The following is a 13,450-nucleotide window of genomic DNA, read 5'->3' as shown; positions in this document are numbered from 1 at the left end:
GCCGGGGCCCTCCGGGCGGACGACGGGGGCTTGAGGGCAGGCCCTAGGCTGGTGCCCAGCAAGCACCGTATTTGCAGCAGCCAGTGGGGGCTCCCAGATGACGACAGGTCGGCCCGGCGTCGCCGCCGCACCGAACGCGGCGTACGCAGGTCAGGTGGTGCAGTTCCCGGACCCGGTCCGCGCGGAGCGGCACCCCGCCGGGGTCAGGGTGGACGAGTACGGCTTCCCGGACTTCGGCCCGTACGCCGCCGCGGCGGCCGAGGTGGCCGACCCGCCGGCGGGCTTCGGGGTGGACGAGCTGCGGCTCACCGACTACGTCTCGGCCAACGCCGCGCTCTACACCCAGGGCCACCCGCTCTGGGCCGACCTCGCCACCGCCGTCGCCACCCCGCCCGGCTGGACCTGGCACCACGCCGTCGGCCGGGCCGCCCCCGGCTGGCGGCGGATGGAGCTCGTCCCGGTCGAGGTCAAGGCGCTGCTGCGGCACCACGGCGGCCTGGCCACCTCCGGCGCGGACCACACCCGCCGCGGCACCCGCCCGTTGCAGGAGCGCCGGCCGGTGCACTTCTCGCTGGCCCGGGACGGCGGCGACCCGGTCGGCGTGCCCGAGGACCTGGTGCAGCGCGCCGAGGAGCGCCTCGGCTACCGGCTGCCCGACGCCTACCGCACCTTCCTCAAGCTGGGCGGCGGCCGCGCCCCGGTCGGCGTGGCGCTGGACACCGAGCTCGGACTGCTCCTCGACCAGCCGTTCCTGACGCTGGCCGAGGAGTACGGCACCGAGGACGTCGTGTACGCCAACAAGTGCCTGCGCGACCACCTCACCAAGGACTACCTGGGCATCGCCTACGCGCAGGGCGGCCTGGTCGCGCTCAAGGTGCGCGGCGAGCAGGCCGGCTCGGTCTGGTTCCACCTGTACGACGACGCCCGCGACACCGGCGCCCCGGAGGCCCCGGAGGACCGCTGCGCCCGGCTGCTGCTGCCCTGCGGCGAGGACTTCGACGCCTTCCTGCTGCGGCTGGCGGGCAGCCCGCCGGAGCTGGAGACGGTCGCGGAGCTGATGGTGGACGGCGGGTTCGCCCGGGCCGTCCCGGTGGGCTGAGGCGCGTGGTCGCAGTGCTCGCGGTGGTGTCGGTGGCCGCGGTGGTCGCGGTGGAGCGGGGGACGAAGAGGATGCGGACAGGGGTGAACCGGGCGTGGTGACGTACGCGCAGGCGCAGGAGCTCGCCGAGGAGTGGATCAACGGCGGGGTGCCGCGTTCGCAGCAGCGCGAGGTGCGGGTCCGGGAGTTCGACCTGGGCTTCGTCTGCTGGGCGGTGGCGCCCGCGGGCCCGGCCGACGGCTCGGGCGGTGCGGGCGGCGGCTCGGGGGAGGCGCGGCTGGTGATCGCCCGGGACTCGGGCGCCAGCACGCTCTGGCCGGCGCTGCCCGTCAACGAGGTGGTCCGGCAGTACGAGGAGGTCTACGGGCGGCCGGTGGCGGCCAACCCGGCCGGGGCGGCGAAGCCCGCCCCCGGGCCGGTGGAGGCGACCTCCTTCCTGCTCAGCCCGCCGCAGTGGCTCCAGGAGGCGGGGGCCGCGGCGATCGCGGCGGAGGCGGAGCGGCTCGGCACGGCTCCGGCCGCTCCCGGTCCGCCGGGGGCTCCGGGTGTTCCTGCCGCTCCGGCCGCTCCGGTCGAGGAGCCGCCCGCGGCGGCGCCGCGGCCCGCGCCCGCCGTGCTGACCGAGCCGCCGGTCTCCGACCGGCCCGCCGGGGACGCGCCGACCATGCTCGCGCCGCCGGCCGGCCAGGAGGAGCCCGCCGCCTCGCGGCAGCCGCAGCCGCAGGCCGGGGCGCCGGTGCCGCCGCCCGCCGCGCCGGTCGCGCCCGCGCCGCCGGGGCAGCCGTCGGCCGAGGGCGAGGCCGCGACCGTCCTGATGGCCGAGGGGCTGCGGACCACCGGCTCGGACCTGCCCGAGCCCCCCGCGGCGGCCGGGGCCGAGGCCGCGACCGTGCTGATGCCGCCGACCGGCGGCGGATACGGCATGCCCCCGGTCCCGCCGTCGGCGGCCCCGGCGGCCCCGGCGCCCGCCCCGGCCGTCGAGCCGGCGGCCACGCTGCTCGCCCCGCCGGACGCGGTGCCCGGCCTGATGGGCCTGCCGGGTGCCCCGGCGGCCCCGCCCGCCCCGCCCGTCGGCGGTCCGCAGGTGGAGCACGCTCCGACCATGCTGGCCCCGCCCGGCGGCCTGCCCGGCCTCGCCGGGCTGCCCGGTGCTCCGGCCCCCGCCGCACCCGCTCCGGGCGCACCTGCTCCGGCCGCACCCGCGCCGGCCGCTCCGGAGGGCGGGCTCGGCCGCGGCGCGGCCTCGGCCCCGCCGCCGCCCCCGCCGGCCGCGCTGCGCGGCGGCCCCGCCGCCGCCTCCGGTACGGGCGCCGCCCCCGCCGGGCTGGGGCGCGGCGCGGCCGCCGCCCCGCCGCCGCCCCCGCCGGCCGGGCTGAAGCACACCCCGGGCTCCGGCACGCCCGCCGCCGCCCCCGGCGGCCGCGGCGCCGCCTCCGCCCCGCCGCCCCCGCCGCCGGCGGGTCTGCGGGGCGCGGGCCCGTCCGCGTCCGGGCCGTCCTACGAGGCGACCCAGCTGGCCGGCGCGGTCGACCCGGCGCTGCCGGGCGGCCCGGCGGACCCGGGCACCCCGCCGTCCGGCGGCCCGGCCGTCCCGCCGCCGCCCGGCGGCCCGGCGGCCCCCGCCGCGCCCGCGGCCGGCTACGGCTACCCGAACGCGGCCGGTCCGGCCGGCGTCGTCCCGCCCGCGCCGGTGCCCGGTGCGCCGCAGCCCGCGCCGGTGCCGCCAGGCGTGCCCGCGGTCGGCCCGGGGTACTTCGCCGCGCTCAGCTACCGGGGCCCGGACGGCTCGGAGCAGAAGCTGCTGCACCGCAGCGAGCCCGGCACCCCGCACCCGGAGTGGAAGATCCTCCAGGACCTGCGCCGGCTCAACGTGCCGCCGGAGCAGGTCCTGGAGCTCTACACCGAGCTGGAGTCCTGCGACCTGCCGGGCGGCTACTGCAACCGCATGATCGCCGCGTCCTGGCCGAACGTCCGGCTCACCCACACCGCCCCGTACGGCCGCGACCACGCCTCCCGGCAGGCCGGGATGGCCGAGCTGCTCGACCACCTGGACGAGCTGCACCAGCTGGCCTCCGGCGCCCAGCGGGTCCGCCCGTTCCGGGTGCCGCTGCCCGCGCCGGGGACGGTCCAGGCGCTGCCGCCGCTGGCGCCGCAGCAGCTCGCGCAGGAGGTCGGCGCCGCCTTCGGGCAGAACCTGTTCCGCTACGAGCAGCGCGCCGTCTCCCGCCAGGGCGTGCCCGAGCCGGTGTCCCAGACCCTGATGTGGGCCGGGCTGCCGCGGGACTTCGGGCCGTTCTTCTGGGCACAGGCCCAGGAGGGCCGCCCGATCCCGACGCTCGCCGAGCTGGCCGCCGAGCGCGGCCTCGCCGGGGGCCCGGACTTCGGCGGCTACCTGGTGCTGGGCAACGACTACGGCCGCCAGCTGTGCGTCCAGTACGGCACCGCGCACGTGGTGGCGGTGGACCTGGAGGGAACCGGCCAGCCGCCCCGGTTCGTCAACAGCGGTGTACCGGAGTTCGTCCGCTCGCTGGCCCTGCTGGGCCGGATGTGGCGGCTGCGGTACGGGCTGACGCCGGAGCAGGCCGGTCGCTGGACGACCGACTTCCAGGCCCAGCTCGCCGCGATCGACCCGGCGGCCCTGCAGAACGCGGACACCTGGTGGGCCGTGCTGCTGGAGCAGTTCTGGGACGGCCTGCTGTAGCGGACCGTCGCAGATCCTCGCTGGTGGGAGGGGTCGTTCCGGCATCCGGAACGGCCCCTTCGGCATGCCGTCGCAGCTGTGCCTCGTTGGGGTTTCGCCCGGATCTGCGCAAAATAGGTCAAGAGGATGGGTCTACTCGTCCCGTCCTCGCCACATTCCGGTCCGTACGACGACGGAATCCGGCCCCGGCTTGCGAACCGGTTCCGGATCCGTCCGTTCCGTCCGATCATGGGCTCCGCAGCCCGCGAAACGAGGGGAAGAGCCCATGAGCGACGCCGTCCCCCAGTACGGCTTCACCCAGGCCCGTCGTGGCTACGCGCCCGATCAGGTCGACCGAGCCCTCGCCGCGCTCACCGCGCAGCGCGACGAGGCGTGGGAGCGGCTGAGCGTCCTGGGCGCCGGCATCCGGCAGATGGAGGCCCGGCTGGCCGACATCCTCCGGGCCGCCGAGGAGGCGCCGGACCCCGACTACCAGGTGCTCAGCGAGCAGGCCGCCGGCCTGGCCGCGATGGCCGAGAACGAGGCGCGCGCCGTCCGCGAGAAGGCCGAGCGCTTCGCCGAGGACCTGCGCGACGAGGTCTACGAGGCCGGGCAGGCCGCCGAGCGCGCCGCCAAGGAGTACGCCGCCACGACCCGCGCCGAGGCCGACGCGGCCGCCCGCCGCACCGAGGAGCGGACCCGGGCCGAGGCCGAGGGCATCCGGGCCGACGCCGACCGGGAGAGCCGGGCCGTGCGCGACGCCGCCACCGCGTACGCCGCCAAGGTGCGGGTGGCCGCCGCCGAGGCCAGCGAGCAGGCCGAGGCCGAGCTGGCCGCCCGGCGCCGCAAGGCCGACGAGACCTTCGCCGCAGCCCAGGCCGCGGCCGACGCCGAGGACGCCGAGGTCTCGGCGACGGCGGCACGCCGGGTCAAGGAGGCGGAGCAGCAGCGGGAGACGGTGCTCAACCGGATCAAGCAGCTGGAGACGGACGCCCAGGCCAAGGCCGACCAGCTGATCGAGCAGGCCCGCCGGGAGGCCGAGAAGATCAACGCGGCCAGCGAGCGCGAGCAGCAGGAGTACGACGCCCGGCTGGAGACGGTGCAGCAGCACCTGGACCACATCAAGGCCACGCTGGCCTCGCTCACCGGAGCGGCGGTCGGCCAGATCGAGCCGGAGGCGGCGGCCGCGGCGGCCGTCGCGGCGGCCCGGGCCGCCCAGGACGCCGTCGAGGGCTCCGGCGACGCCGCGCCGCGCGCCGCGGCGGTGGCCGAGGACGGCCTCGCCGACGCCGCACCGGTGGACTCGGAGGCGGACACCGGGGAGATCCCGGTGGCGGACCTGCGCAAGGCGCCGGCCCCCGCGGCCGGGCCCGCCGCGGAGCAGTCCGCGCCCGTGCTGCGGACGCCGGTGGTCGGCGGCAGCGCCGCCAGGGCGATCGGCGGCCCCGTGGCGACCGGCCCGGTGCCGCCGAAGCCGGCCGCGCCGCCGGCGGTGGAGCGGGCCGAGGAGGCGGCGGCCGGCGCGAGCCGGGCCGAGGGGAAGCCGTCGGAGGAGGAGACCAGGATCGTCCCGAAGATCATCATCGTGGACGACGGCAGCGACTACGCGACGCCCCACACGGTGAGCTACCGGCGTCGCTGACCGGCCCCGGCCCCGGCTGCGTGAAGGCCCCGACCGCCCCGGAGGGGGCCGACGGGGCCTTCGCCGTGCCGCGGTTCGGGAGAGCGGGCGGCCCCAGGGGTGGGACGGCGCCCGGCGGGGTGGGCCCCGGGAACGGAAGAGGCCGAGACCCGTGGCGCCCTCCAGGAAAGGGCGCCACGGTTCCCGGCGCTTGGGCGGGCGCCCCCACCCAGGGCCGCTCCGCCTCGCACCTCCGACCCCCATCGGGGGTGCGACAGTGCCGCCACAGCCATCCCCCACGGTTGGGTGCGGCGGGCACGTCTCCATGGTGCGCGATCTCCATGGACGGCCAGTGACAGGAGTATGTCCAGTTCGTGGCGGATAGCCGTGCCCGGTTCGGGGCGGCGCCCGGTCGGTTCGTCCACGGGCCGGCCCGCGGTCCGTCCAGTCGTTCGTTCCCGGAAGTGCCCCTGACAAACCGCGTCGGCCGGAGGGGCGGCGGCTCCCACCCGGGCACCCCTCCCCGGGCACCCTTCCCCGGCCCTTCCCGGCCCGGCGTCGCGGTCGGCTCCGGCCCGCCGGAGCCGTGGACCGCGTGCGTGTCCGCGCCGCGGCGTAGGCTGGAGACCCCCGGCCGCTCGGCGTGCCGGGCCGTTCGCGTTGCCCCGGCGGGCCTTCGCCGCCCCGGGGCAGCTCCAGCCACGGGACGAAGAAGAGACCCCAGATGAGCCTGACCGGACTGCTCGATGTCGTCGCGCGGGACGCGGCGCTCGCCGAGGCGATCGAGGCGGCCACCGCCCCCGGAGCCGCGGCCGGCGGACGCCGCCACCTGGACCTGGTCGGGCCGCCCGCCGCCCGGCCGTTCGCCGTCGCCGCACTGGCCCGGGCGCTCGCCGCGCAGGCCGCCGGGGGCCGGGGCCGGCCGGTGCTCGCCGTGACCGCGACCGGCCGGGAGGCCGAGGACCTCGCGGCCTCGCTGCGCTCGCTGCTGCCCGCCGACGCCGTCGCCGAGTTCCCGGCCTGGGAGACCCTGCCGCACGAGCGGCTGTCGCCCCGGTCGGACACCGTCGGGCGCCGGCTGGCCGTGCTGCGCCGGATCGTGCACCCGCAGCTCGATGGGGGCACCTCCCAGCCGGGGGCTGGGGGAGACCCGGCGGCCGGGCCGGTGCAGGTGATCGTCGCGCCGGTCCGCTCGGTGCTCCAGCCGCAGGTCAAGGGGCTGGCCGAGCTGGAGCCGGTGGCCGTGCGGCGCGGGGAGTCGTACGACCTGGAGGACGTGGCCCGCCGGCTCTCCGCCGCCGCCTACGCGCGCGTCGAACTGGTCGAGAAGCGCGGCGAGTTCGCCGTCCGCGGCGGAATCCTGGACGTCTTCCCGCCGACCGAGGAGCACCCGCTGCGGGTGGAGTTCTGGGGCGACGAGGTCGAGGAGGTCCGCTACTTCAAGGTCGCCGACCAGCGCTCGCTGGAGATCGCCGAGCACGGCCTGTGGGCGCCGCCCTGCCGGGAGCTGCTGCTCACCGACGAGGTGCGGGCGCGGGCGGCGGAGCTGTCGGCCGAGCACCCCGGGCTGGCCGAGATCCTGGACCGGATCGCCGAGGGCGTCGCGGTCGAGGGCATGGAGTCGCTGGCGCCGGTGCTGGTGGACGACATGGAGCTGCTGCTGGACGTGCTGCCGCTCGGCTCCGTCACGGTGGTCTGCGACCCGGAGCGGGTCCGCACCCGGGCCGCCGACCTGGTCGCGACCAGCCAGGAGTTCCTGCACGCCTCCTGGGTCGCGGCAGCGGCGGGCGGGGACCGGCCGATCGACCTGGAGGCCATCGACGTCTCCGCCGCCTCGCTGCGCTCGCTCGCCGAGGTGCGCGAGCACGCGGACCGGATCGGGCTGCCCTGGTGGTCCGTCAGCCCCTTCGCGACCAGCGAGTCGACCGTCGACGGCATCCTCGAGTTCGACGCCAACACGCTGACCCTCGGCATGCACGCCGTCGAGGCGTACCGGGGCGACACCGCCCGGGCGATCGCCGACGCCAAGGAGCGGCTGGCCGCCGACTGGCGGGTCGTCATGGTGACGGAGGGCCACGGGCCCGCCGCCCGGCTCGCCGAGGTGCTGGGCAACGAGGGCATCCCGGCCCGGCTGGTCGCCGACCTCGCCGAGGCGCCCACCCGGGACGTCGTCCACGTCTCCTGCGGCTCGATCGAGCACGGCTTCGTCGACGAGGCCCTGAAGCTCACGGTCATCACCGAGACCGACCTGTCCGGCCAGCGGTCCTCCACCAAGGACATGCGCCGGATGCCGTCCCGGCGCCGCAACGCGATCGACCCGCTGGCCCTGGTGGCCGGCGACTACGTCGTCCACGAGGCGCACGGCGTCGGCCGGTACGTCGAGATGGTGCAGCGCACCGTCCAGGGCGCCACCCGCGAGTACCTGGTGCTGGAGTACGCCCCGGCCAAGCGCGGCCACCCCGGGGACCGGCTGTTCGTGCCGACCGACCAGCTCGACCAGGTCACCAAGTACGTCGGCGGCGAGGCCCCGACGCTGCACCGGCTCGGCGGCGCGGACTGGGCGAAGACCAAGCAGCGGGCCAGGAAGGCGGTCAAGGAGATCGCCGCCGACCTGATCAAGCTGTACTCGGCGCGGATGGCCGCCCCCGGCCACACCTTCGGGCCGGACACCCCGTGGCAGCGCGAGCTGGAGGACGCCTTCCCGTACGCGGAGACGCCGGACCAGCTGACCACCATCGCCGAGGTCAAGGCGGACATGGAGAAGTCCGTCCCGATGGACCGGCTGATCTGCGGCGACGTCGGCTACGGCAAGACCGAGATCGCCGTGCGGGCCGCCTTCAAGGCCGTCCAGGACGGCAAGCAGGTCGCGGTGCTGGTGCCGACCACGCTGCTGGTGCAGCAGCACTTCTCCACCTTCGCCGAGCGCTACGCCAACTTCCCGGTCACCGTGAAGGCGCTGTCCCGCTTCCAGACCGACAGCGAGGCCAAGGCCGTCCTGGAGGGGCTGTTCGAGGGCTCGGTGGACGTGGTCATCGGCACCCACCGGCTGTTCTCCTCCGAGACCAGGTTCAAGGACCTCGGCCTGGTCATCGTCGACGAGGAACAGCGCTTCGGCGTCGAGCACAAGGAGCAGCTGAAGAAGCTGCGCGCCAACGTGGACGTGCTCACCATGTCCGCCACCCCGATCCCGCGCACCCTGGAGATGGCGGTCACCGGCATCCGCGAGATGTCCACCATCACCACCCCGCCGGAGGAGCGGCACCCGGTGCTGACCTTCGTCGGCCCGTACGACGAGAAGCAGATCTCGGCGGCGATCCGGCGCGAACTCCTGCGCGAGGGCCAGGTGTTCTACATCCACAACCGGGTGGAGTCGATCGACAAGGCGGCCGCCCGGCTGAAGGACCTGGTGCCCGAGGCGCGGATCGCCACCGCGCACGGGCAGATGGGGGAGAGCCAGCTGGAGAAGGTCGTCGTCGACTTCTGGGAGAAGGAGTTCGACGTCCTGGTGTCGACCACGATCGTGGAGTCCGGCATCGACATCTCCAACGCCAACACCCTGATCGTGGAGCGCGGCGACACCTTCGGCCTCTCCCAGCTGCACCAGCTGCGCGGCCGGGTCGGGCGGGGCCGCGAGCGCGGCTACGCCTACATGCTGTACCCGCCGGAGAAGCCGCTCACCGAGACCGCGCACGAGCGGCTGGCCACCATCGCCCAGCACACCGAGATGGGTGCGGGCATGTACGTCGCGATGAAGGACCTGGAGATCCGCGGGGCGGGCAACCTGCTCGGCGGCGAGCAGTCGGGGCACATCGCGGGCGTCGGCTTCGACCTCTACATGCGGATGGTCGGCGAGGCGGTGGCGGAGTTCCGCGAGTCGCTGGCGGGCGGCGGGGAGCCGGAGGAGGAGCCCCTGGAGGTGAAGATCGAGCTGCCGGTCGACGCCCACGTGCCGCACGACTACGCGCCGGGCGAGCGGCTGCGGCTCCAGGCGTACCGCTCGATCGCCGCGGTCAACTCGGAGGAGGACATCCGGCAGGTCCGGGACGAGCTGGTGGACCGCTACGGCAAGCTGCCCGAGCCGGTGGAGAACCTGCTGATGGTCGCGGCGCTGCGGCTGTACGCCCGGCGGTGCGGGATCTCGGACATCACCCTCCAGGGCGCCAACGTCCGCTTCGGCCCGGTGGAGCTGCGGGAGTCCCAGCAGCTGCGGCTGAACCGGCTCTACCCGCGCAGCCAGGTGAAGGCGGCCGCCCAGCAGCTGCTGGTGCCGCGCCCGAGCACCGGGCGGATCGGCGGCAAGCCGCTGGTCGGGCGGGAGCTGCTCGGCTGGTGCAGCGAGTTCCTGTCGGCCATGTTCGACGACCTGGCGGGGACGAAGAAGTAGCGCCCGCCGCCCGGCGGCGCGCGGTGGGGCCACGGCGGTCCCGGGTTCCGGCCCGGGGCCGCCGGCGCGTGCCCGCGGGGCCGGGGCCCGGGGCCGGGGCCGGGGAAGGGCCTTCGCCCGGCCCGGGGCGGGGGAGCGGGGGTAGGTTCGGGGTGTGACGACGAATGTTCCGGGCGCGAAGCTGATCCTGTTGACCACCACCCACCGGGTGGCCCCCGGCCTGCTGGCGTGGCCGGCCTGGGAGGCGCTGCGGTCGGCGGGGCGGGTGCTGGTGGCGGACGAGGGGCATCCGCAGGTGGCGGCGGTGCGGCAGGCCGGGGTGGCCGTGGAGGCGGTGGCGGCCGGGCCGGCGCCCGCCCTGGCCCGCCTGCTGACCGGGCAGCCGGCCGGGGCCGGGCCGACGGTGTGGCTGGGCAGCCCGGACGGTGACCCGGGGCTGACCGACGCGCTGGCGCGGCTCGCGGTGGAGCGGGCCGGCGAGGTGCCGGAGATCGAGGTGCTGCCCGGCTCGTACGACCTGCCCGGCTCGCGGCTGCTGGACCTGGTGACGGTGATGGACCGGCTGCGCTCGCCGGGCGGCTGCCCCTGGGACGCCGAGCAGACGCACGAGAGCCTGGTGAAGTACCTGGTCGAGGAGGCCTACGAGCTGGTCGAGGCGATCGAGCAGGGGGACCGGGCGACGCTGCGCGAGGAGCTGGGCGACGTCCTGTTCCAGGTGTTCTTCCACTCCCGGATCGCCGAGGAGCACCCGACCGATCCGTTCACCGTGGACGACGTGGCGGGGGACATCGTCGAGAAGCTGATGTACCGGCACCCGCACGTGTTCGGCGACGTCGAGGTCGGGGGCGCGGCCGACGCGGAGGCGAACTGGGAGCAGCTGAAGGCGGCCGAGAAGGCGGACCGCGAGTCGGTGGTGGACGGCGTGCCGGCGGCGCTGCCCTCGCTGGCGTACGCGGCGAAGCTGGTGTCCCGGGTGCGCCGGGCGGGCTTCACGGGGGTGCCGGACGAGGCGTACCGGCTGCCGGACGAGCTGACCGCCGACTCGGCGGGCCGGCTGCTGCTCGCGGTGGTGCAGCGGGCGCACGGCGCCGGGGTGGACGTGGACGCCGCGCTGCGGGCGGCCGCGCGCGGCTACCGGGACGCGGTGCGCGCGGCCGAGGGCCTCGGGCCGCAGGGCGGTCCGGGCGGGGAGTAGGTGGTCAGGCCGCCGTGGCGGCGCGCTCCGGGTGCCGCTGCGGCGGGACGAGCTCGCCGATGGCCTCGCCGATGAGGACGACGAGCTCGGCGAGCCGCTCCAGGTCGAGGTGGTCGGGCAGGTCGGCCAGCGAGACGACCCGCTCGCCGGCCGGGCCGGCCACGGCGAACAGGTCGATCGGCCCGAGGTGCTTCTCGGCGGTGTCCACGAGGGCGGCGACGTCGCTGGGGCGGCGGATGTCGCCGCAGACGCCGACGACGGGGCAGCCCGGGCGGTCGAGTTCGGCGGCGAGGTCCTCGGCGATGCCCACGTGCTGGTCGGCGACCAGCATCCCGGCGGCGCCGGCGGCGGCGAACCGGCGGGCGAGGCCCGCGCCCGACCCGCCGTCGAGGACCGCGATGACGACGACTGACCCGCTGACCCGCATGGCCTGCTCCTCCCTGTGGGCGACACCGCACCGGCGCCCACGCGTACTGCGGAGGATCGTAGGCACGTCCTGACCCTCCGCAACAGGGGTTACCCCTCAGGTGACCAGGCTCACGCCCACTCCGCGGCCAAGAGTCGGCCAAGACCCGTCCACGGACCGGCCACGGGCCGTCCACGGGGTGTTGGCGCACCGCTCGCATTCCGTCCGCGCACCGGCTGGATCCCGCCCGCGCACCGCCCCTTCCCCGGCCCGCGCCCGGCCGCGCTCCGCCGGAGGCGGGCCCCGCCCGCCGCACCGGATACGGTCGGTCCCATGCCAGCTCAGCCCCACCCCGCCCGGCCCGCCGCAGCGCCGTCCGACGCCTGTGCCCCACAGCTGTTCACCTGGGAGTTCGCCGCCGATCCGTACCCCGCCTACGCGTGGCTGCGCGAGCACGCCCCGGTGCACCGGACCACCCTGCCGAGCGGGGTGGAGGCCTGGCTGGTGACGAGGTACGCCGACGCCCGGCAGGCGCTCGCGGACAGCCGGCTGTCGAAGAACCCGGCGCACCACAGCGAGCAGGCGCACCGCACCGGCCGGGTGGGCATCCCCGGGGAGCGGCAGGCGGACCTGATGACCCACCTGCTGAACATCGACCCGCCGGACCACACCCGGCTGCGCCGGCTGGTGTCGAAGGCGTTCACCCCGCGCCGGGTGGCCGAGTTCGAGCCGCGGGTGCAGCAGCTCACCGACCGGTTGATCGACGGCTTCGCGCAGCGCGGCTCGGCGGACCTGATCCACGAGTTCGCCTTCCCGCTCCCCATCTACGCGATCTGCGACCTGCTCGGGGTGCCGGCCGAGGACCAGGACGACTTCCGGGACTGGGCCGGGATGATGCTGCGGCACACGAAGCCGGGACACGGCGGCGGTCAACGCGGCGGCGTGGGGCGGGCGGTGAAGCGGATGCGGGCGTACCTGCTGGAGCTGATCCACCGCAAGCGTGCGGACCTCGGGGACGACCTGATCTCGGGCCTGATCCGGGCGAGCGACCACGGCGAGCACCTGACCGAGAACGAGGCCGCCGCGATGGCCTTCATCCTCCTGTTCGCCGGCTTCGAGACCACCGTGAACCTGATCGGCAACGGGACGTACGCGCTGCTGCGCGACCCGCAGCAGCGCCGGCTGCTCCAGGAGTCGGTGGTGCGCGGCGAGAGCGGGCTGCTGGAGACCGGGATCGAGGAACTCCTGCGCTACGACGGGCCGGTGGAGATGGCGACCTGGCGCTTCGCCACCCGGCCGCTGACCATCGGCGGGGTGGACATCCCGGTCGGGGACCCGGTGCTGGTGGTGCTGGCGGCGGCGAACCGCGATCCGGCCCGGTTCGCGGCGGAGAACACCCTGGACCTGGCCCGGAAGGACAACCCCCACCTGGGGTTCGGGCACGGCATCCACTACTGCATCGGCGCTCCGCTCGCCCGGCTGGAGGGGCGCGCGGCGCTGGCCACGCTGCTTTCCCGGCTGCCCGACCTGCGGCTGGCGGAAAGCCCCGGGAACCTGCGCTGGCGCGGCGGACTGATCATGCGTGGACTGCGGGAACTCCCGGTGGAATTCAGTCCGGAGAGCCGTTCCCCGCACGCTCCTCCGGCAGCTGCTGCGCCGGCACGCCCGGAGGGTGGAGATGACACTGACGGGACGTCGCCGACCGCCGATGGAGGGGTGTGAACGCCCATCAATCCGGACATAACGCCGCTGTTGGTAGGCGATCGGACACGGGCCGTAATTCTGGTGTGATATCGACGATATGAGCTTGTGATCGGTCTGATGATCTGTCTACTCTCCCTGGAGTTCGCAGCTGCGGACCCCGTGCGCGGAACGCCGAATCCTGCCCGCCGCGCCACGGGAAACCGACCAGAACCCTGGGCAGGGGCGGGGGAACCAGGTTTGTTGCCGTCTCCCCACGGCTTGGGGTGAAGCCGCCCGAGCGGAGTCGTCTCCGCGCACGGCGGCCGGGCCACCTCCCGGTCCGAACCCGACAGCTCACCTCGCAGGCGTGCGGAGAGGGACC

7 protein-coding genes and 1 riboswitch are annotated in these 13,450 nt (G+C 76.0%); of the genes, 6 read left to right on the top strand and 1 reads right to left on the bottom strand.

The window, feature by feature from the left end; all coding sequences use genetic code 11:
- Positions 1-97: 97 nt before the first annotated feature.
- The 5 genes from ACH5AR_RS24820 to ACH5AR_RS24800 all read left to right on the top strand — a co-directional run bounded on the left by ACH5AR_RS24820 (position 98) and on the right by ACH5AR_RS24800 (position 10,979).
- Positions 98-1,099, top strand: a complete 1,002-nt coding sequence (locus ACH5AR_RS24820) for an SMI1/KNR4 family protein (protein ID WP_396303695.1) — start codon at positions 98-100, stop codon at positions 1,097-1,099.
- A 94-nt stretch (positions 1,100-1,193) separates the two neighbouring features.
- Positions 1,194-3,800 carry an SUKH-4 family immunity protein gene (locus tag ACH5AR_RS24815; RefSeq protein ID WP_396303694.1) on the top strand — a complete coding sequence of 869 codons (2,607 nt, stop codon included), beginning with the start codon at positions 1,194-1,196 and terminating at the stop codon, positions 3,798-3,800.
- Between the two features lie 265 nt (positions 3,801-4,065).
- A complete protein-coding gene (locus ACH5AR_RS24810) occupies positions 4,066-5,421 on the top strand; it encodes a hypothetical protein (protein ID WP_396303693.1) in 1,356 nt (451 codons plus the stop codon).
- A 703-nt stretch (positions 5,422-6,124) separates the two neighbouring features.
- Complete coding sequence (gene mfd / locus ACH5AR_RS24805; RefSeq protein WP_396303692.1) at positions 6,125-9,784, top strand: transcription-repair coupling factor; 3,660 nt, start codon at positions 6,125-6,127, stop codon at positions 9,782-9,784.
- Positions 9,785-9,938: 154 nt separating this feature from the next.
- On the top strand, positions 9,939-10,979 hold the full coding sequence (locus tag ACH5AR_RS24800; protein ID WP_396303691.1) for a MazG family protein: 1,041 nt from the start codon (positions 9,939-9,941) through the stop codon (positions 10,977-10,979).
- 4 nt (positions 10,980-10,983) lie between these two features.
- On the opposite strand, the gene ACH5AR_RS24795 is transcribed toward ACH5AR_RS24800, so the two are convergent.
- Complete coding sequence (locus tag ACH5AR_RS24795) at positions 10,984-11,406, bottom strand: SDR family NAD(P)-dependent oxidoreductase (protein WP_396303690.1); 423 nt, start codon at positions 11,404-11,406, stop codon at positions 10,984-10,986.
- A gap of 312 nt (positions 11,407-11,718) precedes the next feature.
- Between ACH5AR_RS24795 and ACH5AR_RS24790 the strand changes: the two genes are divergently transcribed.
- A complete protein-coding gene (locus ACH5AR_RS24790; protein ID WP_396303689.1) occupies positions 11,719-13,107 on the top strand; it encodes a cytochrome P450 in 1,389 nt (462 codons plus the stop codon).
- 174 nt (positions 13,108-13,281) lie between these two features.
- A riboswitch (cyclic di-AMP (ydaO/yuaA leader) is annotated at positions 13,282-13,450 on the top strand.

This window comes from Kitasatospora sp. NPDC018619 (genome assembly GCF_044391605.1).
In the GTDB taxonomy this organism is placed as follows: domain Bacteria; phylum Actinomycetota; class Actinomycetes; order Streptomycetales; family Streptomycetaceae; genus Kitasatospora.
This window is presented reverse-complemented; position numbering and strand designations above follow the sequence as displayed.

Coding starts and splice junctions, on each gene's coding strand:
- ACH5AR_RS24820 (WP_396303695.1), top strand. CDS start 98: ATGACGACAGGTCGGCCCGGCGTCGCCGCCGCACCGAACGCGGCGTAC.
- ACH5AR_RS24790 (WP_396303689.1), top strand. CDS start 11,719: ATGCCAGCTCAGCCCCACCCCGCCCGGCCCGCCGCAGCGCCGTCCGAC.
- mfd (WP_396303692.1), top strand. CDS start 6,125: ATGAGCCTGACCGGACTGCTCGATGTCGTCGCGCGGGACGCGGCGCTC.
- ACH5AR_RS24810 (WP_396303693.1), top strand. CDS start 4,066: ATGAGCGACGCCGTCCCCCAGTACGGCTTCACCCAGGCCCGTCGTGGC.
- ACH5AR_RS24795 (WP_396303690.1), bottom strand. CDS start 11,406: ATGCGGGTCAGCGGGTCAGTCGTCGTCATCGCGGTCCTCGACGGCGGG.